Here is a 26,254-nt window from a genome sequence, read left to right on the forward strand (position 1 = left end):
ATATCATATTAAAAAAGAAAGCAGCCCGGGCTCGATAACCTTCATCGAGCGTCGGGCTGTCTATTTATTATTTAGCGTTATTTTACAATATAACACTGGTAAATTCAACAAGTTTAAAAATAAAGATAATTTTCACATACTTTCTTGCTCAAATTTACCCTATGATCGTTTTATAAAACGGTATATAATGGTGAAAGTGAGGTGATATGATGATATTGGTAACCGGTGCCACTGGATATGTAGGACGTTACGTGGTAAAAGCGTTGACAGACGCCGGTGCTAAAGTACGCTGTCTCGTTCGTAACCCTAAAAAGTGTAATATTTCCGGTGTAGAAGTGGTACAGGGGGATATTACCGATCCGGTATCCCTTGCTGTGGCAGTTTCGGATATAGATATAGTTATTCATTTAGTTGCAATAATTCGTGAAAATAAGAACCTTTCTTTTAATGACATAAACGTTGTAGGCACGCAAAATATAATTGCTGCGGCGCAAAATAGCGGCGTTAAACATTTTATACATATGAGTGCGTTAGGTGCCTGTTTAGATCCGAAGTACAAGTATGCTTACTCTAAAGGGATGGCAGAAATACCGGTAGTTAACAGCGGTTTGGATTACACTGTTTTAAGGCCTTCAGTGATGTTTGGCCCCGGTTTTGGTTTTGTTAACCGCTTGCTGCAGTCAATTCGGATGACGCCAACCTTTGTAGCTATGCCGGGTAACGGCACAACCAAATTTCAGCCGATTTCGGTAAAGGATGTTGCCAGGTGTGTGGTGCAGATTGTTAATCAGCCGGAACGTTATCGCAATAAAATTATTGAAATAGGTGGGCCGGAACATTTAACATATGAACAGATGCTGGATGCGGTGATGGAAGTAACTGAAATTAAAAAAACAAAGATCGCAGTGCCGCTGCCGCTGGTGCGTATCGCAGCTTATTTTATGCAGCTGTTCATGCCGGATCCGCCGGTAACGCCGGCAGAATTGGCACAGTTAGAATTTGACAATATTACCGATATTGATGTTATTGAAAAACAATTTGGCTTTACCCCCATTCGCTTTGCCGACGGCATTGAGTACATTAAACATCAATTGCAAAACGAGTTAAAGAATAAGCACAAATTTAAACATAAACAGTAATTTAAAAAAAGGGGTCGATTAACTGCCCCTTTTTATGTATTTTTACCGATTTTTTGTTACAAAACAATTTTTGCTCACGTCTAACAGGATAGAACACAAAGCGGAGGATATTTTTATGGCTACCTTAAAAATTCGGCAACATCCGGATGCCGATTTAACATTTGAAGAACTTTACAACCAAAATTTTGCCCGAGTTAACCGCTACCTGCGTTATCGGGTGGTAAACACATGGGATGCCGATGACTTAACCACACTGGTTTTTATCAAGGCTTATGAGAAGTTTCATACCTATCGTGGACAAAGTGCTTTTTCTTCATGGATTTTTCGCATAGCTCATAATGTTTACGTTGATTATGTGCGGGCTCAACGAGAATTAGTGATGTCTGATCAGCAACTTGAACATGCGACGACGGCAGCGGGAGAGGGGCCGGAAGAGCAAATACTGCATAATGAGGAGCTAAACCGGCTGCGCCAACTGTTAAACAAACTGCCCGATGATTACCGAGATGTGGTGGCGCTGCGCTACTTCGGGGAACTGCGTTTTGCCCAAATAGGGGAAGTGCTGGGTAAAAACGAGGCTGGGGTGCGCATGATTCATCACCGGGCTTTAAAATTAATGCGTCGCCATATAAAAAACCGTTAGGAGAGAACTTGCATGAAGGACAAGGAACATCAAAAGCCGGAGAACAACAAAGTTCTGCCTATTGATCAATACCGCCCGCCCGCCGTCAGACAAAAAAATGAGGAAGAGTCGCTGCACCAACTGTTAACCCATATCCGGCAGGTGCGGGATATGGTACCGGTAAACAGTCAACTGCAGGAAGAACTGCGTCAAAGGCTGTTGCACGGTAAAAGTGCTACCGCAGCGGCAACCGCCGCTTTGCAGCCAAAAAGCAAAAATAAAACCCATTGTCCGCGCCTGGTTTTATGGATTGGTTTATTAGCCTTGACAATTTTAACAGTTATTGTATTGTTCTATCATTCACTGCCAAAAACGCTGCATGCAGTGGGCAATCCCTATGAACTGGTGAATTTTTGGAGCAGCGACGGCAATTGGAGCTACACCGTATCACCAAAGGGAGATATATTAATCTCCCGGCAGGGGCAGCTATTACTGGTTGATGAGCAAAAAAGATACCGCGTTTTAAACCTGCCGGACAGCTGGCAGTACCATGCCCCCGCCTTCTCCCCTGACGGTAAACAGGTGGCCATGGTACGTCAAAACAAGGCCGGCGAACAGCAAATTATTGTTGTGCCGGCAGAAGAATTAACCGGACTGACCAATATCAGTCCGAAACATAACTTAATAACGCTGGTTCAAGGCAGTAACAACCACTACTTTAGCGATCTCAAATGGTCGCCTAACGGAACTATGCTGTGCTATACCGAAGATAAGCATTCAGAGCGGCCGCAAATTTTCACCGTCAGCTTGGCAGATCGCCGCCCTAAGTTTATTACCTATGGGGTTAATCCTGCTTGGTCGCCGGACAACACTAAGCTGGTGATACAGCGGGAAGAATCAAAAAACAACCACAATTTGTTTTTAATTGACTTATCAACGTCAAAAGAAGTGCTGCTGGGGCAAGGAGAGCAGCCGGCTTGGGGAGTAAACGGCTTTATTGCTTTTGTGGTTACCGGGCAACAGGAAAGAATACTGACCTTTACGGCTGATGGCTCGCCGCAGCACACGGTAAGACAAAAAATAGCGGAAATCCGTTCCGTTTATGCCGGCAATGACGGCAACCCGGTTTTAAAAGAGTTAGAGGAGCAAAATTGGCTGGCTTTAAGTACGCTGTTGGTCAGCCCGGCGGCAGAAATAACCGCACAAGAAATGAACTGGCTGCACCGGCTGGAAGCGCAGGGCGTGCATGAACCGCGGGTGCTGTTGTTAGATGATGCAGACCGCAGTAAAAACCCGCTGTTTGACATTCAAGGAAAAATGCTGTACTTTGCCCGCCAAGACGGGGCCGGGGCAGGCGTGATGGCGGTCAACATAAAAGAGCAAATGTTTAACAGAGGAGAGAATTAATAATGAAACGGATAAAAATAACCTTCATCTTTTTAGCGCTGCTGATAATATTACTGCCCCAAAGCTCTTTTGCCGATGTCTTGCTGCAGGTGCAGCCCGGCTTAAACGGCCTGTATAAAGGCGACCGGCCGGTACAGTTAAACATCAAGATAGTAAATAACGGTCCGGCTGTGGAAGAAGGAGTGTTGCAGGTAAAATTCCACCCTGTGGTGTCCTCCGGTTTGCCGCAAAATTACGCTGTTTATCAGCAGCAAGTAAAAGTTCCTGCCAATGATAGGGTAAGCACGACTATGTTTGTACCCGGTGAACTGGTGGCGGCAAAGCCGGTAGTTAGCTTATTAAGTGGCGGTAAAGAAATAGCCCAAACGGCTGTGCAGGGCCTGGCGGTAACCGAAGATTTTGTTGTGGTCAGTATCAGCGAAAAAGCGCTGGGCGGCGGACTGCCGGCCTATTTGGACAGCAATATGAATAACGCCATGCTGAAATATTTATCAGCTGAAGAAGTTCCCACCAACCCGCTGGCTTTGAATGCCGCCGATTTAATTATTATCGATCCGGAAAAAACAGCTGCTTTAACCGAACGGCAGGCGGAAGCTATCCGTCAATGGACGGCTTTAGGCGGCAGTTTGCTGCTTTCCGGCGGTGCCGGTGCTTGGGAAGGGCAGCCTTTTTATGATCTCAGTCCGGTAAAAGTCACCGGCACAACAACAATATCAGGAAACTGGGATGGAAAGCGACACACTGATGAGCCCCTTACGGCAGCCGTCGGTAAGCAAACTGCCGGGATAAAGTTAATTGCCCAGGGGGAACTGCCCCTTGTGGTAACTCAGACGGTCGGTTGGGGCAGTGTCATTTACAGTGCGGTTGGGATAGAAAACTTCCGGCAGCAGGAAGCCGCTGTGTGGGAAGCGCTTTTCACCAACCAAGGCAGTTTTGCAAAGTTTGAAAAGCACAACGCAAATTTATTTGTACATAACATAGTACAAAACAGCGCTGATCTGCCCCAGCTGCAGCTGCCGTCAATTAAATTAATCGCCGTTATTTGGGGCATCTACCTGTTGGTGATCGCCCCCGGCCTGTACTTAATTTTAAAAAAATACTGCCGCCAGAGCTGGGGATGGGTGCTAATTCCGGCGGTGGCGGTAGCAACCGCGGTAGGGATATATTATGCCGCTCCTTTCCACCGGTTAAGCGGCCCGGTAGGTCATACGCTGGCTTACGTGGATGTTGTTAATGAGCAAATTGCCGAAATACAAGCCGGAGGTTCTTACGTTTCACCACGGGGCGGTAAGCTGGTTTTGCAGGCAGAAGGCATGGGATTAATCACCCCCAAACCGGTTTACCATGGGGCAGAAAAAAGCCCGGTTGTGGAATACACTGACGGCGGGCAAACCGTGACTTTTGCCGATGTAGAATTTTGGTCGATGCGTCAAGCCTCGTGCTATCAATTACGCAATGATTTCGGTTATCTATCCGGCAGCTTAATGCTGCAAGACAATAAATTGGTAGGAGAGCTGAAAAACGAAACTAAAGCCGACTTGTCTAAATCAATAGCGGTGATAGGGGAGCGGGCAGTGGAAATCGGCGCTATTCCTGCCGGCGAAAGGGTTAAAATTAATATTGACCTCAATACCGCCCGCCCCTTTGTTTGGCAAAGCGATGTCGGCGAATGGTTTGAAAAGCGCGCAAATAATACTGCAATGGCCTACAGCGACAGATACATGGCCACCTGGGAGCAAAAAAGAGGCCGTCAGCCCCTGTCGGATGTGCAGTTTATTGCCCTTAGTGAAAAAATACCAAACTTGATTACATTAGACAATGCACAACCTGACACCGGCAGTATGGGACTGATTGTACAAAGTATTCCTTTGAATTTGCCGGATGCCGGCGCATTTAAGCTGCTGCCGGGTTTGCTGCCGGCCCAGGTAGTTGAGGGTGGGCTGGAACAAACACCGGAAGGCTATATCCTTCACGGCAAACGTATTACGGTAGAATATAACTTGCAGCTGTTTGCCGATTGGCGCCCCTATAATATTAAAGCATTGGAGCTAGTTAATTTCTTTACCGACAATGTTTATCAGGTAGAGGTATTTAATCATACAAAAGGGCAGTGGGTTCAGCTGACGAAAGAACAACAACGACTGCAGGGCGAAACACTGCAAAATATTTTAGGTGATGATTTGTTGCTGAAAATGAGGATACACAGCCAAGAAGAAAAAACATTTATACCCATGCCGGGATTAGCGGTGGAGGGGGTGGTAAAATGATTGCCATTAACGGTTTAACTAAAAGCTTTGGCAAAACCAAGGCACTGCAGGGGTTAACCTTAAACATCCCCGCCGGGCAGGTTTACGGTTTAATTGGCCCAAACGGTGCGGGAAAAAGCACCGCGATGGCTATTTTAGCCACCCTGCTGCCGGCAGACGCCGGAACCGCGACGATAAACGGCATTGAAGTATCCGCCCAGCCGCGAGAGGTGCGGCGGCTGATTGGTTACATGCCGGATTTCTTTGGGGTATATGACGGTTTAACCGCCGGTGAATACTTGAGCTTTTTTGCTGCCGCCTATCACATACCGGAAAACCGGCACGACAAATTAACAGACAATTTACTGGAACTGGTAAATTTATCCGATAAAAAAGATATTTATGTTGATGCTTTATCGCGGGGAATGAAACAGCGGTTGGCACTGGCACGCTGCTTAGTGCATGATCCCGCGGTGCTGATTTTAGATGAGCCGGCTTCCGGTTTGGATCCCCGGGCAAGGGCGGAAATGAAAGAAATTATTCGCCAGCTGAAACATTTAGGTAAAACAGTGCTGATTAGCTCGCACATTCTGCCGGAACTGGCGGAAATGTGTGATCAAGTAGCCATTTTAGAAAACGGCCGTTTGGTGGCCACCGGCTCGGTGGCGGAAATTACGGCCGGTCAAGGTACATCACGCCTTATCAGTATCGAGGTAAAAGACCGCCTGCCCGAGCTTTTGACTTACCTATCTCAATACCCTGGGGTAGTGCGGGCAGAAAATATCGAGCAAAGGGCGCGCATAATTTTTCAGGGAGATCAAGAGGCGCAAATTGCTTTGTTAAAAAAGCTAATTGAACAAGACTATGCAGTTTTGCAGTTTACTGAAATGCACAGCAGTTTAGAGGATGCCTTTATGGCAGTAACCGGGGAGGTGACAACGAAATAATGGGGATTAATCCGGTATTAACCAAAGAACTGCGCCTGCGCTTTAGAAGTTATAAAGGACCGCTGATACTGTTTCTTTATTTGGCGGTAATCGGCGGCTTTATATTAGGCTTTATTTATTTAAACTGGCGATATTCCGTCGGTTTTAACCCTGCCCACAGCAGAGACATTTTTGCAGTGCTCAGCATGGCGCAGCTAATTCTTTTGGGCTTTGTTACCCCCGGCCTTACTGCCGGGGCAATCAGCGGTGAACGGGAAAGGCAAACACTAAACGTGCTTTTAACTACCGAACTTACCCCGCTGGGTATTGTCGTCAGTAAAATGATCTCCGGCTGCGCATTTACTTCACTGCTGATTGTGGCCACGCTGCCGCTGTACAGCATTGTGCTGATGTTTGGCGGCATTGCTCCCCGGCAATTGTGGGAGGTATTTGGCTTTTATTTACTGACGATGTTTTTGTTTGCCGCCGTTGGCATTGCCTGTTCTACATTCTTCCGCCGCACCGGGGTGAGCACGGTAGCTGCTTACGCTGTTACCGCCTTTTTAGGCGCCGGCACGGCATTTTTGGCGGCGTTTATCAATGAGATTGCCAGCCGTTCTGAACAATACAGCGGCATACCGCTAACGGCTCAGCTTTTATTGGATATCAATCCGGTTGTGGTGTTATTGAACATTTTAGGTGGCCAACCCCTTTACGACAGCAGTGCATGGCCCTTGCCCTATTGGGTGACCTTTATCGTTTTTTACGCCGGTGTCGGTGTACTGCTGGTTTTATGGAGCGGCCACAAACTAAACCCGTTACAAAAGAAAAAAAATTATTATCGTTAGAGCCAAAGGCAACGCCTTTGGCTATCTTACTTATATATGGTAATATGTTAAGTAATGTATATAATACTAAATTGGATAAACTACAAAACAACGGGCTAAGTGAGGGGGGAATTACTTGCCAGATAAGCTAGTAACTCATAACAGTGAATTGAAAAAAACCGCCCCCATAAACAAAGGTGCTAAAAAGCGACCTGTCCGCAGAAAACAACCGCCGTTGATTTCCGACGGCCCCCTGCAACTGGATGAATTTCAGCTGGAAGCCATTGAAGCGGTTTTAAGTGGCCATAATGTGCTGGTGGCGGCACCGACGGGTACCGGCAAAACACTGATTGCGGAAAAACTGGCCGAAAAAGTATTGAGTGAAGGAAAAGGCTTGGTGTATACTTCGCCTTTAAAAGCTCTTTCTAACCAAAAATTTTCTGATTTTACCGAAATGTTTGGTCCGGAAAAAGTAGGTTTGGTTACCGGCGATATCACCATTAACGGTGATGCGCCCCTTACCGTGATGACTACCGAAATATTTCGCAACAAATGTTTTGAAGATGTGAAAGAGCTAGATAATATCGTTTATGTGGTATTTGATGAAATTCACTATCTAGATGATCCCCATCGGGGTACGGCGTGGGAGGAGTCAATTCTTTTTGCCCCGCCGCATATTAAAATTCTAGGCCTGTCAGCTACCGTACCCAATGTTGAAGAAGTGGCTGCCTGGATTGCCGAAGTGCGTCGCTCTGATGTACTGGTAGTGGAAGAACATCAACGGGCGGTACCGCTGGATATTAAATGGATTACACCCGACTATAAAATTATCGGTTACTCCCAGGCAAGGCGCTGGGTAAAAAAGATGATTAAAAAACGCAACGAAGAAGAAAGCATGAGACACAAAAGAAGGTTCTAACACATTAATCGGAGGTTGATACATGGCACGCGCATTAACAAACCCTTCAGCAGTGATTGAAGAAGTACAAGACCACCTGCCTGCCCTGTACTTTGTCTTTGGTCGGGCAAAGGCAGAAGAACTGGCTATGGAATTGGGTCGGGAGTGGGATTTTCTTTATCCGGATGAAAAGCAAAAAGTAAAACAATATATTGCCGCTGCCGAGGAGGAATACCCCGATATTTTTGCCCACCGTGACCGTGCGATGTTAAAAAGATTGCTGCTGCAGGGCATTGGCTATCACCATGCCGGCGTTTTGCCGGCCTTAAAACGTTTGGTGGAAAGATTATATGAAGAGCGTTTAATTTGGGTACTGTTTTGCACGGAAACATTTGCAGCGGGTGTTAATTTTCCGGCATCCAGTGCGATATTTGAATCCTGCCGCAAATGGGACGGCCGCGAATTTCGTTCGTTGTTGAACCGAGAATTCTTTCAAATGGCCGGCCGGGCCGGTCGCCGCGGATTTGACGAAATTGGGCGTGTGTTTATTCAAATGGATAGCGATCATCCGGAAGAAACCGGTTTCTTTGACGAAAGCGATGTGGAAATGGTACACGGTCGGTTGACGGTATCGGCAAACACGGTACTTAGTTTACTTATGTGGAAAACCGATGAAGAAATTGAACATTTTTTAAAAAGTAACTTTTCTGCCTTTCAAAAAAAGCGCCGTATAAAAGAAGTAAAGGAAAAAATTGCCGATATCAATAACAAAATTAAAGAACTGGAGCGGCATTTTTGTGAGGAGCGAGAAAGCGCTACCTGTCCGCTGATCAGAAAAAAATTAAAACGGGAACTGCAGCGCTTAAAGAGCCGGCGCTACCGGCAGCTTCCCGGCTCACAAACACGGATAAAAGAAATTCAAGCCCACATCAAATCCCTAAGTAAAAAGAAATGTAAAAAAACCCGCTGTTTTGAAGCGGTGCGAACAATTCGCGAGTTAAACAGCAAACTCGATTTAATGCAATATAACAAAAAACTGCTGACGGCAGAGGCTAAAAAGTACACCGCTGACTTTCACAAAATGCGTCAGCTGCTGGAAAGGCTAGGCTATATACATGGCCGGGAGATTTTACCGCGGGGTAGATTTGCCTTGCATCTGCACATTCAAGAAATTTTTGTAACTGAACTGGTTTTCTCCGGCTTAATTGATGATTTGCCGGCAGACGTTGTGGCCGGTATATTAGCCGGTGTAGATTATGTTCCCGGTCGTCGGGATTATGTGCAGGCTCCGCCGTACAACATTGATCCGATTAACCAACTGCGAGCCCAGTTAATGGAGCTGGGGGTTTCTGAAGAATATATGGTGTGGTCCCCGGTACCGGGATATTTGGCCTATGCCTGGTATAACGGCAAAGACTTTGCCCATTTGCTTGAAAATTGCAGTTTACAGGAAGGTGACGTGGTATCGATTATTCGGCGGGAAATTGATTTGCTGCGGCAAATTGAAAAAGCGGCTGTTGAACACCCGGCTTTGTTGGAAAAAATTCGTGGTATTCGTCGAACATTAGATAGAGATCAGGTAGCGGTACTGTTTTAATGCTTAGTTTTTGCAAATAATGACATATCTGCTTTTTTTATAGCAGGAAAAAAGTCCTAGGTGCCGAATAGAATAGAAATATGATGTTATTTTGAATATTTTTATAAGTGCTTATTTGTATCTTGGAGGTAATGCAATGTGCCTGATAAGGCCGGGGACAATAAGAGCATTTTAGCCCAGTTGGAAGAACTTCGAATATTAAATAAAAAGTTAACTTCCCTGCATTGGATTTCAGTTCAAATTGCCGCCGAACAGGATATTAACACGTTGCTTAATCTAATCATTAACGGTTATAGCAATATTACCGGCATTGGCAAATGCGGGCTTTATATAATTGATGAACAGCAAAAGTTTGTTGAAGCTGTCAGCCGTGAAAAGGAAGATGACGAGCCTTTTTGGTCTTGCCCATGTATCAGCAAAATATTTGAACGGTTTTCTACAGAAAAAACAATTATCGTAAAATTAAGCAGCGATTATTGCGGCAGCTGTTTTCATTCGCAGTGTAAAAAATTGTGTCTGCATATCAGTGCAATGTACGACCGTTGGGGCAAAACCACCGGTTTATTGGTTGGTTATAGCAGGCAATATATCGGCAATCAAGATGATTGGTCTAAAATATTAGAGTTGTATATATTACAGGTTAGTTTGGCTTTAGAAAATGCCATGTTAAATGCCCGCCTGCGCAATTTGGCTATTACCGACGGCTTAACGGGTTTGTACAATCATCGCTATTTTAAGGAGTGTTTGGAGGAAATTCACCAACACTGCCAAAAACATCAAAGTTCATACTGTTTGATGTTTATAGATGTAGATAACTTTAAAAGATTTAACGACAATTTTGGTCACCTGGCCGGTGATTCGGTACTGCAAATTATTTCTAGTATTATGCGCCGCATTGTTGACAAGCCCGGAACTGTATACCGCTATGGCGGTGAAGAGTTCACGGTACTTCTTCCCGGCTTTTCGTTAAAACAAAGCTATTACATGGCGGAAAAAATTCGCCGACAAATTAGCAAGCAAAAATTTAATTCCTGTCAAATTACTGTTAGTATCGGGTTGGCACAATTTGACGGTGATTTAACTTGTACTGCCAGCCAAATTTTACAGCTCTCGAATAAGGCGCTACATGAAGCAAAAGCACGGGGAAAAAATTATGTATGTATTGCAAACTGTGATAAAACATTTAACAACAACGAACATTGTTTATAAGACAAAATGTAGGGGATGACCTAGACCCTTTTGCCAAAAAGGTGTTACGTCTGTGTGAAGGAATGGGAGGGAAATGGGAAAACGGTTTTAGCCGCCAAGGCATTTGGCTTTGTCAAGGAACTTGGCTTCCGCCAGAAGGGCACAGAGGGAAGCTTTTTTAATACTGTCAGCCTTAAGTTGAAACTAAACCCGCTAACGCTCAAACAATTCTCGGCGCTATTCCTTCGTTAGCAATGCTTTGGCTAATCGAAAGCATCAGGTTAAACGGCCTTGGTTGCCTTCAAAATATGCGAGAACGGGCAGGGATGTTTTCCTGCCCGTTTCCTTTATATCTCAATTACATTTCCCACGTTGTTTAAAACAAACTTATTGTCAAAATTCCGGTATAATTCTGCTTGGGCGGTAAAACCGGTGCAGTGGCTTACCGCCAATAACTGCGGATTATAACGTTTTAACTGATTTATAGTTTTATCTAACCTTTGTTTATCTGCTTGAATTAAATGGGTGCCCCCCACTAAACCGTAAATGTGCCGGCTGTTTGTTATTTGTAGCGCATAACAAATGGTGTTAATCAGCCCGGCGTGAGCGCAGCCGGTAATGACAACCGGCCCTTTGCCGGTTACAGCTACCAATGCTTGATCATCCGGCATAATATCCGGTAAATAGCTACCTTCCTTTTCGATAAAATGAGTGGGGTTAACGGTTTCATAGTCCGTATTGCGGGGAATCTCGCCGGTGAGATACAGCCCCGGCGTCAGCTCAGTGGTTGTGGTATTGCAGATAAATTCCCCGCCAAAGTTGATCAATTCCTGTTTGGCGTGTGGAATGCCGCAGGCGCAATAAGAATTGCCGTCTGCTAATTTATACTTCGGACGCAACGCTGCCGGATGGCAATAGATGCGTTTGTTTCCTGTTTTGCGCAGAACCAAAAACAAGCCGCCGGTGTGATCGTAATGACCGTGGCTTAAAACAATACAGTTGATATCCGCCAAATTTATATTCATTGCCCGGGCGTTAGCCACTACCGAGCTTCCTTGGCCGGTATCAAACAAAACCCGAAAGCCGTGATACTCAATCAACAATGATAGACCGTGTTCGGCGATTAATCCGCGGCTGTTTGCCGTATTTTCAGATAGAGTTGTTATTTTTAGCTCACACATAATCAAACCTCCTAATAACAGCAACTTCGGCATCGGGTTAAAAAATCCTGCTTAAAAAATATAAAAAATCCTGCCTAAAAAACATACGGTTTACTAATTTATAAAAATTTAATATAACAGGTATAAAAACTTGAATTTTGGAGATTATAAAAGGCTGTCACACACTTTTTGTGCAACAGCCTATATACTGCTAACTAATCATTATATAGTCTTCAGAAACATGTTCATCGTCAGGACATTCATCAAATTTTAAAACATATGATTTAGGAATAACTTTTGATTTATTATTAACAGTGAACAGAGTTAGCTTTGCTTTTAAACACCCTTCGTTTGTGCGTTCTAAAACGTTCCAGTTAAATGCACCAATGTTTCTGACAATTAAAGTTTTGCCAATACCCTTATATTGAAAACCTAGGTCTAGCAACTTACACTGCCCGTCTTCAAATTCTAATACCGATACTGCTTTTACCGGATTATAATTCATTATATTATCATCATTTGCATTTTCTGTTACATTTTCTGACGCTAGGTGCACCTTCTTGTCTGACCCTAAAACCTGAATCCATGTTAGCCTTGCTTTTAACTCATTAATTGACGTTTGGTCAAAACATGTGGTGTGCATGGCAAACTCCTCCATTCACTTTTTATATTATATTCGACAAAATTAAAATTTTCCCTGTTGAAATTAACAATACTTTAACAAAAACTTAACATGATGTTTTATTGGTATTATTTACAATTATATGAAAATTATCCTTTACTTTATACTTTTAAAGAGCAATTTACTTAATCGACTGTTTGTAAATGCATGTGCTTACCTGCTTGACCTAAGGTGCTTGATGAGTAAAATTTCCTATTGATTTAATGAAGATATTCTGTTAAACTAACTAATTGTTGCTGCTAATTAATTGCCCCTTTCGGCAAAATTTAACAAGAGGTTGACATTTGACTAACCGACAGATATAATAGTCTTTGCAAACAGCATTCATCGGGACGTGGCGCAGTTTGGCTAGCGCGCTACCTTGGGGTGGTAGAGGTCGCAGGTTCAAGTCCTGTCGTCCCGACCAGCAAAACCAAGGGTTTGCGAATTCGCAAACCCTTGGTTTTTTTATTGTCTTCGGGTAAATGGCTCCAAAGAAGAACTTACCGCCGAAAAAGTAAAAAGGGCGATGGAAACAATCATTGCGCCCTACATGTACTCGGTTAATATTGCCTTTGGCCGGTAATAGAGGGAATTCATGCCCGTCTCATAAATACAATGTTATTTGGGGGTTTTACCAAAGTCGCGTTTATTGCTAATTTCCTTTACGGGTCGGCATGACCGCCGTCCATACATATTACAAATTTCCGGCAGGAAAACAAAGCAATAGAACAGAAAAATAGGGAATAAATGCACAAGCAACTTACTGACGGAATTTTGATCAGGCTCAAGGTAACAACAGCAAAAGAGGCAAAACAAAAAATGCGTAAAACGCAGCTGGAACGAGAGGGGGCTTTTGAAATGAAAAAACGCATAGCAGTATTAACGGGCGGTGGTGATGCACCGGGGCTAAATGCGGTGATCAGGGCAATTGTAAGGACTGCCATCAGGCAATATGATTATGAAGTTATCGGTTTTAGAGACGGTTTTAAAGGGGTAATAGAAAGAAATATTATGCCTTTAGGGGATAAAGAGGTATCCGGTATTCTGCCTAAAGGCGGCACCATTCTCGGCACTACCAACCGGGATAACCCTTTTCACTATCCGATAGGTAATAATCAATATGAAGATAAATCAGATGAATGCATCCAAGTGATTAAAGAACATGCCGATTGCTTAATAGTTATCGGCGGCGACGGAACGCTGTCAATTGCATATGAATTATACCAAAAAGGCTTACCGGTAGTAGGCTGCCCGAAAACCATTGATAACGACCTGTATATCGGCAACTCTCAAACTTTTGGTTTTGACACCGCTTATAGTTATGCTACCGAAGCATTAGACAGATTGCATTCAACTGCGGAATCACACCACCGCATAGTTTGTTTGGAAGTAATGGGCCGAAATGCCGGCTGGATTGCTCTTTATGCCGGTGTAGCGGGAGGAGCCGACGTTATTTTACTGCCTGAAATACCCTTTAGCTACGATAAGATAGTAGATAAAATTAAAGAAAGACAGGCCCAAAATAAGCGATTTAGCTTAATAGTTGTAGCTGAAGGGGCAGCACCGTTAGGCGGCGATTTGGTGTACCAAAATGAAGGTGCTAATGAGCCCTTAAGGCTGGGGGGCATTGCCAATATTGTGGCCCGAAATTTAGAAAAATTAACCGGCAGTGAAGTCAGATCAATTGTGTTAGGGCATTTACAGCGCGGCGGTACTCCTACCGCACATGACCGCATACTGGCTACGATGTACGGTACATCGGCTGTGAAATTAGTGGCAACCGAACAATACGGAAAGGTAGTTACTTTAGATAATCACAGAGTAGTTCCTATTCCTTTAGAAGAAGCCACCAAAAAAGTCAGGTTAATAGAAGGGGATAATGAACTATTAAATATAGCCAAGCAAATAGGTATATCTTTTGGTCAGTAGCTAAGATATCTCTTACTGCCTAATACCAAAGAACAGCTACCGCTATACCGGTGGCTGTTCTTTTTCTTTTTTAAGAGTTTCGGCTATTTCTTTTACCGAAGTACTTAACGATTCATAGGATTTAGCAATTTTCCACAGTGCAACCAACCAGCGGGAGCAGTACAAGGATAAGATTAATAATAGAAAGAGCTAAAATTTCCATTCCTCCTTAAAATTTTATATATCAAACTAAACACACTCTTCTGCATTACTCAAATTTGTCCTTTAAAATTTGGTAAAAATTATTTCTAAAAAAACTTAGTATGTTGCTGTAGATAGAGATAGATTCTGCCAATAATAATTGTTGCTAAAAAATCAAGGGAGCGAAAGCGCACACCCTTGATTTTGGTAATGGTTCTTCAAAATTAGGTTGATTTATCATTAAGTTGTCCACTCATCATGAATGATCCCTACTAATAGCCATTCACCCTGATATTCTTCAAACACTAAACGCAAGCTTTGCCAGTCCATTCCTGCGTATTTTTCATCAAAACCTTCAAAATGGTATTCCACAATAATTGCTCCCGGGTAAACCTCTGGGGCGTTGTTTATCATATTGCCTTGGAACAACTGTTTATTATAGCTGACCTGATCGGCATTTTTGAAATCATGGTTGTAGATGAAACGGTTATAATATTCCGCCGGAGTTAATAAAATTGGTTCACCGGTTCCGTCATAACTTCCCCAGCAGTATTCATGTGATGAAGAAAAGAATTGCTGAAGATCAGTTGGCTTGAAAACAAGATCATTTTCAATATCTACATAACTATAAGGGCTGAATCGCACACCCTTTTCCGGGTGCACAAAATCAATTAACCCTTCCATATTTTTATCGGCAATTAAACTTAATACATTGTCTGCCCGGGTGGAGATAATTTTTTCTGCTTCATCCGGTGAAAGTGATTCTTCCTCTGCCTCTAAAACTTTAAAATCATAATTTTGAATAATCCATCGATCATCTTTGAATTTAAAAGTAACGGTTAATTGGTATTTGCCGGTCATTTCCGTTTCGTTAATTTGTGTTACTTGGACTTCCCGATCGCTGACTTTTTTTAGCTCGTACGGTTTATCGGTTATTAACATGATTGGGCCACCCCGGGAGCGGAGGTAGAGCCCATCTTCTTCTTCATAGAAAAAATCGTTGGCATAAGTTTTAGCTAAGTCCTCATCCATAAATGACGACATGTGTTGAATCCATTGTTCTTTAGTATCAAAGTTTTTAACTTTTCTGCTGTTGGGCTCAACTTCTTGGTAAATACCCTCTTTAAACTTGTTTGTTAATTCCTCTATGGGAATTGCCGGAATGTCTTTATCGTTTGTACCAACAGTGTTTCCGCTGCAGCCGGACAGTGCGGCAAACAGAACAATAGCCGTTAATAAAAAAATATACTTTTTCATTAAACTATTGGCGAAGACTCCCTACTTAAGAGTAAGTGGGGGATCGCCATACCTCCTTTCTTTGCATCTAAATAATAAGGCGTTTTTGTTGATGCAAATGTTTCTATTGCCGAGCAAAATTCTATATACATTTTTTGTCAAACGACTGAATGCCTTCTTTGATTGGCTCAACCAAAACCAATGTTCCTCACATGCACAGTTGCTTTACCGCATACTGCTGATGGTAAACAACAAAGGCATTAAGCAGTGGGTTTGTCAAGATCGACTGGCGAAAAAACGGTGTGCGCAGCCGGACAGGCGGTTTTATGTCCGCAAAAAATCCGCTCAAGGGGCACAAAATGCTCAACCGCCGATTGATGAAGAGCAACAAAAAATATTCGATGCGCTGTTAATAAGTTAAAGGGGCGTTTTTAGCAAAAAGACTGTTATTCACTTTGCTTTTCTAAAACGCAAACATTGTGATTATCAATTACTTTTATTTTAAAATATAAATGCCTTTCCAGCCATTTAAAAGTGACAGGGCTGTAAAAGCAAATATGGGTGGGGTCTTGGCGGTACCACCAGTTTTTGAAATCGCCTTTACGGGCAGTGTGAAACAGTGTAGAAACAGCTAACAAGCCGTTTTTTCGCAAAAGTGATGCTAAAAGCTTAATTTCTTTGTGAGGGTGCGTTAAGTGTTCCAGTACTTCGGTGCATGTTATTAAGTCATACTTTTTATTCAAAAAGTTATTGTCCGGGTAAAAATAGGGATCGTAAATATCAGTTTTAATACCCATTCTTTGCAACAAAATTTGCAATACCGGTTCCGGACCGCAGCCAAAGTCTAAAGCGCCGTTTACCTTGGTTAATTTATCTATACCGGCGGTTTTAATAAATTTTTTAAAGTAATTAACGTAGCCTTCGTCTTCAATTGAATTATTGTGCAGTTTATATCGTTGCAGTTCAGAGTGACTGTCTAAAATGTACTTGTCATCAATGAATATTAAATCACATAGCAAGCAATGATAATAAACCGGTTCAACCACTTCAGTTATTACCTTGGTTTTGCTGCCGCATAGTTTACATAGCTTACTAATTATTAATCACCTGCCGAAACTTATTTTTAAAACAAAGTTAAAGGGAAGAAGAGCCAGTAACGATCAATTGTAGATACACTTAACAACCAAGCAGCCAGCGAGGTTAATACAGCTACCGCCACATGCCGGCAGTTTTTTATCCATTGCATGCTGTGGCCCAAGCCTAAGCCAAGCAGAACAAAGGTAATGCTTAAAGTATACAGGCCGATTGACCAATTAACAAAAAAGCTAAAAATGCAAGATGCCAAAGCACCCAGCCAATAATATTCCGGATCTTTCCATAATGCCAGCCCCAGCGACAAAATTGTCACTGCTGCAGTAAAGCACAGAGTGAAAGTTAACATCAATAACCAACCCCGTAAATTTGGCAGTAAATTTTTTATAAGGTTAAGTTTATCATATCAAAAATAATGTGCTTTAATAACTATCTTTTCCGGCATTTTTTTCCACCGTCGGGCACAGTATTGCCTGCCTTTGCTTATTTAACTGCTTACTAACTAATCCATTTTCTCCAAAATTAAAAATTTAAAAACCATTTTGCAAAACAGCCATTTATGCTATAATGAATCTGCAAGCAACAAAAATAATTGCTTAAAAAAATGTTGTTGCCAAAATTAGTACGGCATAATAAAATAATTAAGCAAACAATTTTTCTAAATAATATATGTTTCCTGCTTTGTACGTTGCCTTAGTTTGTTTTTAACCTACGTTGTGAATACGGGAGTCCTACGTTCATTAACGTATGTCAAGCCGCCGTTTGTAGCGGACGGCAGAAATTAATGACGGGACACCCACCTGTGAGGAGCAGGTTTTAAAAACATTAAGGCGACGGCATAGTGGGGTATCAAGTTGCTTATTTAGGTAAAAACCACTTTCTTTGAAAAGAAAGTGGTTTTTTTGTTTACATATTTGCTCCCCAAAATGTAAACATTATCATATTAAGGTTGCAACTGTTAAGGTGGGAAAAAACATGTTAAAAAAATTGATCAAAAAAATATCACCGGGCAGAAAAGATAAAAGCCAAAATACAGCAAGCGTAAATAAAACGCCTATTTATCCCAGCTTAACTAAAGTTGAAAAGTACCTTCGGCAGGAGTTTGGCAATACCAGTGATTTAATTATCCGACGTTTTGTTATTGCCGGTCAGGTTCCGGCTTTACTGGTATATTTAGATAACATGGTAGATTTGAAAATAGTAAATGAGCATATTATGGAACCGCTGATGGAAAAACAACACTATCCGGTAGAGGATATAGAAGAACTGGTGCGTACTGTGGTGACGGTAGGCCAGGTGCAAATCTTTCATACGATGGATAAAGTACTGGAAGATGTGCTTTACGGCAGCACGGCCGTTTTTATTGAACAAATGCCGTTGGCCCTTGTAGCGGATACTAAAGGTTGGAAATTTCGGGATATCCAAAAGCCGGACAGCGAGCAAAATGTGTTAGGGCCCAAAGAGGCATTTACCGAAACGGCGATAATAAATCAAACTATTCTGCGCCGCCGTATCCGCAGCACCAGACTAAGGTTTGAACAATTGACGGTGGGTGAAATCAGCAAAACCGATGTATTCATTGCCTATATCGATGGATTGGCTAAACCGGAGTTAATAGAAGAAGTTAAGCAGCGCTTTAACCAATTTAAAATCGATGGCGTACCGGCCACGAATTACTTAATTGAGCTCATCGATGATCACCCGCTCTCACCCTTTACCACGATTGAACGCACTGAAAGGCCGGATAAAATGACTGCCGCCCTTTTAGAAGGGCGGGTGGGAATTATTGTGGATGGCACACCCTTTCAATTAATTGTTCCTACGATATTTTGGGATTTCCTAATGACTACCGACGATTATGCCGGCCGTTTTTATTTCGGCAGTTTTATGCGCATACTGCGTATATTGTCCTTAATAGTAACTTTAACCTTGCCGTCACTGTACATTGCTATTACCACCCATCATCAAGAAATGCTGCCGACCGCGCTGGCGTTGTCCATTGCCGGAGCACGGGAAGGAGTGCCTTTTTCAGTTTTTATAGAGGCGTTGTTGATGGATATTGTTTTTGAACTGGTACGCGAAGGCGGCGTGAGACTGCCTAATGCTGTCGGTCAGGCGGTAAGCATTGTCGGAGCACTGGTGCTGGGTGATGCAGCAGTGCGTGCCGGTATTGTTTCGGCTACTGTGGTTATTGTGGTGGCGGGCACCGGACTTGCTTCCTTTGTCATTCCCGGCTACACTGCCTCTAACACGATACGGCTTTTGCGGTTTCCGCTGATGCTTTTGTCCTGGTTGTGGGGATTGCACGGTCTAATAAGCGGCCTGTTAATTATAATTTGTCATGCTATTTCTCTTTCTTCTTTTGGACAGCCCTATTTGTGGCCTGTTGCACCGGTAAAATTATCCGGTCTTAAAGACACTGTTATTCGGGCGCCCCGTTGGGCAATGGGTAAACGTCCGAATATGGCGTTAGACAAAGATCGCCTGCAGCTTAAGAAGTCTCACACTAATAAGGAGGAAAATGATGAGAGTTAAAGCGGCGGTGATGATGCTAATTACTGTATTGCTTTGTCTGCTAAGTGGCTGTGTAACTATTCGTGAAATAAACCAGTTAAACTTTGTGTTGGCCTGTGCCGTTGATTATGATCCGCAAACAGAAGAATATATCATTACTAATCAAGTGCAGGTAACTAAACCTCGTGGGGAGATACAGGAAGGTCCTTCTTGGTTGCTTTATCAAGCCCGGGGGCGTACTTTTTTTGAAGCGGCGCGTAATTTGAGTAAGCAAAGCTCGCGGCGGATGAACTACACACATTGTCATGTATACATTGTTGGGGAAGAAATGGCTAAAAAAGGTATTAAAGGATTGGTTGATTTTTTGCAGACTGATGCAGAAACCAGAGTTAGCCAGTCGGTGCTGCTGCTGACTCAGGGAAATGCAAGTGATCTTTTAGCAGTTAATGAAGGCAAAGAATCTGCTCCCGCCCTAGCTATTGGCCAAATTGCCGAGCAAATTGAAGCCGGCAGTGCTTTGGCTCCTCAAACTACGGTGAGAAATTTTATCAGATCGTTATATGCTAAGCCTTCTTACAGTGTGATGCAGCTGATTGGCCGCACCGCACCGGATATAAATGCACCAGAGGCAACTGATAAGTTTTATATTGCCGGCGCGGGTGTGTTTAAAGACGATAAATTAATCGGTTATTTAACCCCTCAGGAAGCCCGGGGGTATCTTTGGATTATGGGAGAGCTGGAAAGTGCGGTATTGGTGGGCACCACTCCGGATGGAAAAAGCAAATTTTCTTTTGAAGTTAACGATGTTAATTCAAAGGTAAAACCGGATATCCGGCAGGATGAATTAACGGTGAATATTTCTGTGAACACCATTACCAATATCAGTCAGTTTGAAGAACACTATTCAATTGATACTCCGGAAACAATTTTAGAATTCCAGAAGGTAGAAGCAGAGGTTATTGAAAGGGAAATAAAAGCGGCCATTGCCAAGGCACAGCAGCTTAAGGCGGATATCTTTGATATTGGCGATAAACTGCACAAATTTCACCCCGAAATATGGAGGCAGTTAGAAAGCGACTGGCCGGCTATATTTGCCGACCTGGAATTTGATGTGCAGGTAAAAAGTAAAATAATCGGTGTCGGCCGAATTACCGGTATTTAAAAGGTGGTTAACCGCTTTGAACAATCTTAACAGATTAACCTCTAGGCAGTTTGCCATGGGTTGGGTTGGCAAAACAACTTCAATTTTAATTCTGGCCAGTTTAACGGAAATTGTAAAAACTGCCGGACGAGATGCTTGGCTGGCGGTAATCATCGGCAGTTTTATCGGGGCAGTGTTTTTTGCTGTGCTGTTGAAGTTGGCTTCTCAATTAGGCCGGGATTCACTGGCGCAGTGGTCGAAAAAAAACTTTGGCAAATTTTTTGGGTTTATTATTACGGCGATATACATTCTCTTTTTTATAACTTTAGCTGTGTTGGCTACCAATCAATACGGGCAAATCATGGAAGGGGTTTTCCTTCCGGAAGACCCGATAGAAGTATATTATTTGCTGCTGATTATTCCCGCTGTTTATGCCGTACTATTAGGCATTTCCGTATCTTACCGATTAAACGAAACGTTGTTACCATTTCTCATCATAGTAAATATACTGTTAATTGCTTTAAATTTTCCGGATATGGATTTTTCCAATATACTGCCGATATTAGAAAAGGGCCCCCTGCCGGTTATTCAAGGGGCGTTAGAAGTGGGCAGCAAGTTTTCGTTTTTTGCCATTATTTTGGCACTGTATCCGTTGATTGATAAACCGCAAAAATTAAAAAAACATTGCATTATTGCCATAGTGGTTATTATGCTGTTGGCCCAGCTCAATATGCTGATTGTGGTTATTTTTGGGGCGGACTATGCGGCTTCAATTAATTTCGGGCTTTTAGAATTAACTCGCAATATCACTGTTTCCGAACCCTTATCGCGATTGGATGCGGTAGCTATTTTAATTTGGGTTACCGGAATATTTATATTTGTCACTCATTTTATTTACGGTGCCGCGGTTTTAACGAGAGATTTGCTTGGTTTAAAGAGGTATCAGGGTATGGCGGTGTTTTATGGCCTACTGATTATTGTGATAAACATTATTTGGCAGCCAAACATTATTGACATAAAAAAATTTACTGCAACGTATCTGGTTTATATTCAGTTTGCGATAGGCATAGTGCTGCCGCTGCTGTTAATAATGGCGACAGCGGTGAAGAAAGGATTGAAAAGGGGCTCGTAAGTTCACTTGCGCTCATAAACTTTATTTTTCGCTCCGGTTAGCTTTAATAACTGATATTGAATTTGGTAACCCTGCCAAAATACGGTTATAATATGTTTGATAGCACTTAACTTACAGACAAGGAGTGTACTGTAAGATGATTGATTTACGCAGTGATACAGTTACTCAACCTACTTTAAAGATGCGTGAAGCAATGGCCAATGCAGAAGTTGGGGATGATGTTTACCAAGAAGATCCTACTGTGCGCAAGCTGGAGGAAACCGTTGCTGATATGCTGGGTAAAGAAGATGCACTTTTTGTACCCAGCGGTACTATGGGTAACCAACTTTGTATTTTGGCACAGACGGAACGCGGCGATGAGGTCATCGTTGATGCCGAATCCCACATTTATTATTATGAAGTAGGTGGCCCGGCGATGTGGTCGGGCGTGCAGTTAAATCCGGTGCGCGGTTTAATCGGCAGGGAAGCGGCGCAAAAACTGCAAGCTGTTTACCGGACGCCGGATATTCATTTTCCGGTCAGCAGGCTGTTATGCCTAGAGAACACATTTAATCGGGGCGGCGGCACGGTAATGACCCCGGAAGAAATGAAAGACGTTTATGAATTGGCCAAAGAAATGAACCTTAAGGTACACTTAGACGGAGCAAGGATATTTAATGCTGCGGTGGCTTTGCGCTGTGATGTAAAAGAATTTACCCAGTACTGCGATACCGTAATGGTTACTTTATCTAAAGGCTTATCGGCTCCCGTTGGCTCGCTGGTAGCCGGTGATGAAGCATTTGTGGATAAGGCCAGAAAATACCGTAAAGCAATGGGTGGCGGTATGCGGCAGGCCGGTGTGCTGGCAGCGGCGGGTTTAGAATCTTTAAAACTTATTGACCGCTTAGCGGAAGATCATGCCAATGCCATGCTGTTAGCGGAAGGATTAGCAGAAATTAAAGGCTTAAAGGTTGAACTGCATCGGGTACAAACCAATATCGTAATTGCTGAGATAACTAATCCGGACATAGATGCTGCCGACTTTGTGGCCGAAATGGAAAAAAAAGGCGTGAGGGTTTCCCTTTTTGGGCCGCAGTTGCTGCGTTTTGTCACTCATAAAGATGTGGGCAAAAGCGATATAGAAAAAGCGATAAAAATTGCCCAAATTATTATTGGCGCTATTTAACTTTTATGGAAATTTTGGGCCGATTTTAGAGGTTTTTATTGAAATTTCATACCATAATGTGTAAAATTATTTACAAAGTGTCGATATTTTTTGGTAGAGAAAAATTTCACCCTGCGGGGGATTGGAGGGTAATATTAGTTTTGGCTAAAATTACAGATAAGTTTTTAAATTTGCTCGGTTTTGAAGTGGTTGAAGAAAGCGTAGATCCTGACAAGCTGCTGCCTGCAGTAAAAAATGAAGAACCAAAAGAAGAACTTTGGAAATTGCCCGATAAACCTCAAGAAAAGAAAAAAGAGCGTCGAGGGGAATTAAAAGCGGTACAGAGTTTCAACCCAACCACGGCAAAAATGGTTGTCTTTCGTCCGGCATCTTTTGACGAAGTACATAAGGCAGCAGATCAACTGTGCAATGCCTATTCGGTGATAATTGATTTAAACGACCTTACTGTAGAAGATGCCAGAAGAGTGTTAGATTATTTAAGTGGCGTGGTGTTTGCAATTGACGGCAATGCCAGTCGGGTAGGTAGCGGCATTTTTATATTTACCCCGAAAAATATTACTATTGAAGGTGCAGCTGCTGAACTTATGTTTGACACCAAAAGGTTTAAAGTTGCTGAACAAGAAACAGCAGAAGATGAGAAGGATACCAAAATATTTAACATAGCCGGTGCATAAAAAATAAGAGGCTGAAGCACAACGGGCTAAAAGCGGCAGTGCTTCAGCCTTTTTGTGTGGGGGTCGGTTTCCATGCCGGCCCCCTTAGAGGCTGCGATAAAACGCCAAGGCATTTACCGGAACAAACAGTTAGCCGGCTAATTCAAAGAGCGTTGCTAAGGGAGGATTAGCGCCGAGGACTGCTCAGGGAGCTTTGCCCCGGGTTTCGCAGGGGCCCGGAGGCGGCGGAGCTCGTTCATTTATACGTGCCGGCGTGCTTGGGTAGTGTAAATGTCTTGGTGGCTATCTAAAAGGTTCTTTTACGAGAACCGGCAAGCATGCTTCCCTCTCCCTACGTCGATGTTTTTCCTTTGTGCAAATTAAAATTATCGGCAACCCAAGTCAGGGTGACAAAGACCAAAACATTGGTAAACCAGCTGGCAGCCATACCCCAATAGGTGTGAGAGATTATATTTCTTGATACCAATAATTGCTCAAAAGCTAAAAACAAAGTTGCGGTAGCAATAATGTGTGCGACCTTTAACCAACGGTTTTGCGGAATATACTGCACAAATAAAGTGCCCATGGTTAATACCGCCCCAAGGGTAAAGAAAGCCGAACCGCCACCCAGTTTTACTCCGGCTGACACATGATACAGGTTCATTTTAGCTGCACCGGTATCAATTATTAATTGCAAAATCATAGCACAAACGCCGCCCCAAAGGATGTATTTTAATTGTTTTTTGTCCACAAGAAGCAAAAAAATCAACCAACTTGCGGTAAAAGTTGTTAACCATTCTTTCATTGCCTTTAACTCTCCTCGTTGCAGCCGCTAATTCTGGTCAATAAATTGGATATCAGTTTAAATCCGCTGTAATTTGCCGTTGACAGCAATGATTTAATTCCCGGTAATTTCAGCATTTTAATCAGCAAATCCAATTCTTGATTGTTTAAGCGGTTTAAGGACTGTCTCAGATGATACAGTCGTTCATTATCTTTTAACAGCGGTTTTATTTGCTTATCAAATTTTTTCCCTTTGGCCAGACAACGGGCGGCTTCAATACCGCTGACAATGGAGTTAAAAACGCCATGCCCCCAAAAAATGTCCACCAAACCGCCGGCGTTGCCAATCAACAGCGTGTTATCATATTGATTTGTAGTTGTTTTACCGGTTTGGTATTCCATTTCATAAAAGCCCCGCCCGTTAGGTTCGGCCGGCAGTTTGTTAACAAATGTGTTCCAGTAATCATGCAGTTCCTGCCGACTTATTCCGTTTACCGCCAATAATAAAGTCGCTGACTTCTCATTAATTGGAATCAGCATGGCAAAACCCTCACGGGCAAATTCCCGATCAAACCACAAATCTACTTTAGCGGTATCAAATTTGCCCACGATAACACTGCCCCTAATCCAACACTGAAAAGTAGGTTGCCATATTTTTAAAGTAATAGGGATACTGGGGGAACCGTCAGCCAGCACCACCCAATCATACTGTTTTTTAATCTGAAAATAATCTACATGTTTTTTGGTCATTACTTTGGTTTGTAATTTTTTGGCTAACTGCTGGGCAAGGGAGTTTGGGCCCTGACCTAATTCAATTATATTTCCCAACCGGCCGGAATAAGTCAATTTGCTCCTTGGCCCGTGTATAACCAAACGCTTAATTTGCCCGCTGGGTTCTATGTTTAAACGGTAATGTTTTTTCAGATGAATTAACTGTTTTTCAATACCTATCTGGCCGAGATCAAGCATGGCCGCATAAAAAGGAACGGGTGTGCCTAACTGATAGCGGCGCTCAAAGATGTCCGGTGTAATACCGTGTCTTTCTAATTCCCAAGCACAAGAAAGCCCTGCCACACCAGCGCCTATAATTGCAACTTTCATTAACCCACCGCCTGGAATTAGGTTTTTAAGTGTAATTTATCCAGAATATAAAGAAGTAATCCCGATAACAATATTTTTAGGTGATGGACAATGCGTCGACTGACCCAAAAAGAAGTGATGAATTACGCCTTTAAAACGGCAGTAGAGCGAGAAGAGCGTTTTGCCGCTAAATATTTTTATTGGTCGAAACAGGTAAAAGGCAGTGATCTGACCGCGCTGTTTGGTGATTTTGCGGTAGCCAGCCGTTCAAGAGTGGCGAAAATTAAACAGGAACTAAATAAGTTCAACATTAAGTAGGAGGTATTTGGCCCATGGATACCCTGGATTTACTATACGACGCCTTAAAAGACAAAATGGAAAACCAAATGTTTTATAACGAACAAGCGGTTAAGATTGCAAACCCAATGGCCCGACAATTTTTTATCAATCTAAGGGATGAAGAGATGCAGCAGATTACGATGCTGCAGAAAAAAATCAATGCTATTGAAGGCAAACCCTTTCCGGTTAGCAAAATTTTGCCTAAAATTCAAATCTAAGACCTTACTTTGGGGTTAAACGTCTATCCAGCCAGAAAACGAACAAAAACCAACCGATTACCGCTACACCTAATACAGATAAAGCGATGACAAATGTCCAAAAGCTCATCAAAGGATT

General features: G+C 42.9%; 26 protein-coding genes, 1 tRNA gene and 1 other RNA gene. 21 read left to right on the forward strand and 7 right to left on the reverse strand.

The annotated features are described in order from the left end of the window. Nucleotides 1-206: 206 nt before the first annotated feature. From ACZ5NG_RS03975 to ACZ5NG_RS04020, 10 genes are all read left to right on the forward strand, one after another. Nucleotides 207-1,139 (forward strand): complex I NDUFA9 subunit family protein, encoded by a 933-nt coding sequence (locus tag ACZ5NG_RS03975; protein ID WP_464252705.1) that lies wholly within the window; start codon nucleotides 207-209, stop codon nucleotides 1,137-1,139. A 115-nt stretch (nucleotides 1,140-1,254) separates the two neighbouring features. Next, complete coding sequence (locus tag ACZ5NG_RS03980; RefSeq protein ID WP_464252706.1) at nucleotides 1,255-1,782, forward strand: RNA polymerase sigma factor; 528 nt, start codon at nucleotides 1,255-1,257, stop codon at nucleotides 1,780-1,782. 12 nt (nucleotides 1,783-1,794) lie between these two features. Continuing rightward, nucleotides 1,795-3,168, forward strand: a complete 1,374-nt coding sequence (locus ACZ5NG_RS03985) for a hypothetical protein (protein WP_464252707.1) — start codon at nucleotides 1,795-1,797, stop codon at nucleotides 3,166-3,168. Nucleotides 3,169-3,170: 2 nt separating this feature from the next. Further along, nucleotides 3,171-5,435: a hypothetical protein gene (locus ACZ5NG_RS03990; RefSeq protein ID WP_464252708.1), complete on the forward strand. Its 2,265-nt coding sequence runs from the start codon at nucleotides 3,171-3,173 to the stop codon at nucleotides 5,433-5,435. Continuing rightward, nucleotides 5,432-6,361 carry an ABC transporter ATP-binding protein gene (locus ACZ5NG_RS03995; protein WP_464252709.1) on the forward strand — a complete coding sequence of 310 codons (930 nt, stop codon included), beginning with the start codon at nucleotides 5,432-5,434 and terminating at the stop codon, nucleotides 6,359-6,361. The genes ACZ5NG_RS03990 and ACZ5NG_RS03995 overlap by 4 nt, the downstream gene beginning before the upstream one ends. Further along, nucleotides 6,361-7,188, forward strand: coding sequence for an ABC transporter permease (locus tag ACZ5NG_RS04000; RefSeq protein WP_464252710.1), 828 nt, complete (start codon nucleotides 6,361-6,363; stop codon nucleotides 7,186-7,188). Before ACZ5NG_RS03995 ends, ACZ5NG_RS04000 begins: the two co-directional genes overlap by 1 nt. Before the next feature lie 115 nt (nucleotides 7,189-7,303). Then, complete coding sequence (locus ACZ5NG_RS04005) at nucleotides 7,304-8,086, forward strand: DEAD/DEAH box helicase (protein ID WP_464252711.1); 783 nt, start codon at nucleotides 7,304-7,306, stop codon at nucleotides 8,084-8,086. Nucleotides 8,087-8,108: 22 nt separating this feature from the next. After that, nucleotides 8,109-9,662 carry a DEAD/DEAH box helicase gene (locus ACZ5NG_RS04010; RefSeq protein ID WP_464252712.1) on the forward strand — a complete coding sequence of 518 codons (1,554 nt, stop codon included), beginning with the start codon at nucleotides 8,109-8,111 and terminating at the stop codon, nucleotides 9,660-9,662. A 138-nt stretch (nucleotides 9,663-9,800) separates the two neighbouring features. Next, complete coding sequence (locus ACZ5NG_RS04015; protein WP_464252713.1) at nucleotides 9,801-10,871, forward strand: sensor domain-containing diguanylate cyclase; 1,071 nt, start codon at nucleotides 9,801-9,803, stop codon at nucleotides 10,869-10,871. A gap of 54 nt (nucleotides 10,872-10,925) precedes the next feature. Further along, a complete protein-coding gene (locus ACZ5NG_RS04020) occupies nucleotides 10,926-11,102 on the forward strand; it encodes a hypothetical protein (RefSeq protein ID WP_464252714.1) in 177 nt (58 codons plus the stop codon). Between the two features lie 95 nt (nucleotides 11,103-11,197). On the opposite strand, the gene ACZ5NG_RS04025 is transcribed toward ACZ5NG_RS04020, so the two are convergent. Both ACZ5NG_RS04025 and ACZ5NG_RS04030 read right to left on the reverse strand, forming a co-directional pair. Beyond that, the gene (locus tag ACZ5NG_RS04025; RefSeq protein ID WP_464252715.1) at nucleotides 11,198-12,031 is read right to left on the reverse strand and encodes an MBL fold metallo-hydrolase; all 834 of its coding nucleotides are present in this window, start codon (nucleotides 12,029-12,031) and stop codon (nucleotides 11,198-11,200) included. A gap of 190 nt (nucleotides 12,032-12,221) precedes the next feature. Next, nucleotides 12,222-12,653, reverse strand: coding sequence for a hypothetical protein (locus tag ACZ5NG_RS04030; RefSeq protein WP_464252716.1), 432 nt, complete (start codon nucleotides 12,651-12,653; stop codon nucleotides 12,222-12,224). A gap of 367 nt (nucleotides 12,654-13,020) precedes the next feature. On the opposite strand from ACZ5NG_RS04030, the gene ACZ5NG_RS04035 reads away from it, so the two are divergent. Continuing rightward, nucleotides 13,021-13,098: transfer RNA gene (locus ACZ5NG_RS04035), tRNA-Pro, on the forward strand. 434 nt (nucleotides 13,099-13,532) lie between these two features. Then, nucleotides 13,533-14,603, forward strand: coding sequence for a 6-phosphofructokinase (locus ACZ5NG_RS04040; RefSeq protein ID WP_464252717.1), 1,071 nt, complete (start codon nucleotides 13,533-13,535; stop codon nucleotides 14,601-14,603). A 420-nt stretch (nucleotides 14,604-15,023) separates the two neighbouring features. On the opposite strand, the gene ACZ5NG_RS04045 is transcribed toward ACZ5NG_RS04040, so the two are convergent. Further along, nucleotides 15,024-16,040, reverse strand: coding sequence for a hypothetical protein (locus ACZ5NG_RS04045; RefSeq protein WP_464252718.1), 1,017 nt, complete (start codon nucleotides 16,038-16,040; stop codon nucleotides 15,024-15,026). Nucleotides 16,041-16,131: 91 nt separating this feature from the next. Here ACZ5NG_RS04045 and ACZ5NG_RS04050 point away from each other — a divergent pair, with 91 nt between their 5' ends. After that, entirely contained in the window at nucleotides 16,132-16,440 is a 309-nt protein-coding gene (locus ACZ5NG_RS04050) for a hypothetical protein (protein WP_464252719.1), read from the forward strand. A 25-nt stretch (nucleotides 16,441-16,465) separates the two neighbouring features. On the opposite strand, the gene ACZ5NG_RS04055 is transcribed toward ACZ5NG_RS04050, so the two are convergent. Together ACZ5NG_RS04055 and ACZ5NG_RS04060 are read right to left on the reverse strand one after the other, a co-directional pair. Further along, a complete protein-coding gene (locus ACZ5NG_RS04055) occupies nucleotides 16,466-17,065 on the reverse strand; it encodes a class I SAM-dependent methyltransferase (RefSeq protein WP_464252720.1) in 600 nt (199 codons plus the stop codon). A gap of 77 nt (nucleotides 17,066-17,142) precedes the next feature. After that, entirely contained in the window at nucleotides 17,143-17,460 is a 318-nt protein-coding gene (locus ACZ5NG_RS04060) for a hypothetical protein (protein WP_464252721.1), read from the reverse strand. Nucleotides 17,461-17,781: 321 nt separating this feature from the next. Here ACZ5NG_RS04060 and ssrS point away from each other — a divergent pair. The 6 genes from ssrS (at nucleotide 17,782) to ACZ5NG_RS04090 (ending at nucleotide 23,737) form a co-directional block, all read left to right on the forward strand. Next, nucleotides 17,782-17,963: non-coding RNA, 6S RNA (ssrS, locus tag ACZ5NG_RS04065), on the forward strand. 123 nt (nucleotides 17,964-18,086) lie between these two features. After that, nucleotides 18,087-19,646, forward strand: coding sequence for a spore germination protein (locus ACZ5NG_RS04070; RefSeq protein ID WP_464252722.1), 1,560 nt, complete (start codon nucleotides 18,087-18,089; stop codon nucleotides 19,644-19,646). Next, a complete protein-coding gene (locus ACZ5NG_RS04075) occupies nucleotides 19,633-20,787 on the forward strand; it encodes a Ger(x)C family spore germination protein (protein ID WP_464252723.1) in 1,155 nt (384 codons plus the stop codon). The genes ACZ5NG_RS04070 and ACZ5NG_RS04075 overlap by 14 nt, the downstream gene beginning before the upstream one ends. Before the next feature lie 16 nt (nucleotides 20,788-20,803). After that, the gene (locus ACZ5NG_RS04080) at nucleotides 20,804-21,898 is read left to right on the forward strand and encodes a GerAB/ArcD/ProY family transporter (RefSeq protein WP_464252724.1); all 1,095 of its coding nucleotides are present in this window, start codon (nucleotides 20,804-20,806) and stop codon (nucleotides 21,896-21,898) included. A gap of 136 nt (nucleotides 21,899-22,034) precedes the next feature. Next, on the forward strand, nucleotides 22,035-23,063 hold the full coding sequence (gene ltaE / locus ACZ5NG_RS04085) for a low-specificity L-threonine aldolase (RefSeq protein WP_464252725.1): 1,029 nt from the start codon (nucleotides 22,035-22,037) through the stop codon (nucleotides 23,061-23,063). A 140-nt stretch (nucleotides 23,064-23,203) separates the two neighbouring features. Next, nucleotides 23,204-23,737, forward strand: a complete 534-nt coding sequence (locus tag ACZ5NG_RS04090) for a cell division protein SepF (RefSeq protein WP_464252726.1) — start codon at nucleotides 23,204-23,206, stop codon at nucleotides 23,735-23,737. Nucleotides 23,738-24,068: 331 nt separating this feature from the next. Here the strand turns inward: ACZ5NG_RS04090 and ACZ5NG_RS04095 are convergent, their stop codons facing one another. After that, nucleotides 24,069-24,521, reverse strand: a complete 453-nt coding sequence (locus ACZ5NG_RS04095; protein ID WP_464252727.1) for a hypothetical protein — start codon at nucleotides 24,519-24,521, stop codon at nucleotides 24,069-24,071. Between the two features lie 5 nt (nucleotides 24,522-24,526). Continuing rightward, nucleotides 24,527-25,600, reverse strand: a complete 1,074-nt coding sequence (locus tag ACZ5NG_RS04100) for an NAD(P)/FAD-dependent oxidoreductase (RefSeq protein WP_464252728.1) — start codon at nucleotides 25,598-25,600, stop codon at nucleotides 24,527-24,529. A 90-nt stretch (nucleotides 25,601-25,690) separates the two neighbouring features. On the opposite strand from ACZ5NG_RS04100, the gene ACZ5NG_RS04105 reads away from it, so the two are divergent. Both ACZ5NG_RS04105 and ACZ5NG_RS04110 read left to right on the forward strand, forming a co-directional pair. After that, on the forward strand, nucleotides 25,691-25,897 hold the full coding sequence (locus ACZ5NG_RS04105) for a hypothetical protein (RefSeq protein ID WP_464252729.1): 207 nt from the start codon (nucleotides 25,691-25,693) through the stop codon (nucleotides 25,895-25,897). Between the two features lie 14 nt (nucleotides 25,898-25,911). After that, a complete protein-coding gene (locus ACZ5NG_RS04110) occupies nucleotides 25,912-26,136 on the forward strand; it encodes a hypothetical protein (RefSeq protein ID WP_464252730.1) in 225 nt (74 codons plus the stop codon). Nucleotides 26,137-26,254 lie beyond the last annotated feature (118 nt).

It is taken from the genome of Desulfovectis peckii, assembly GCF_055391705.1.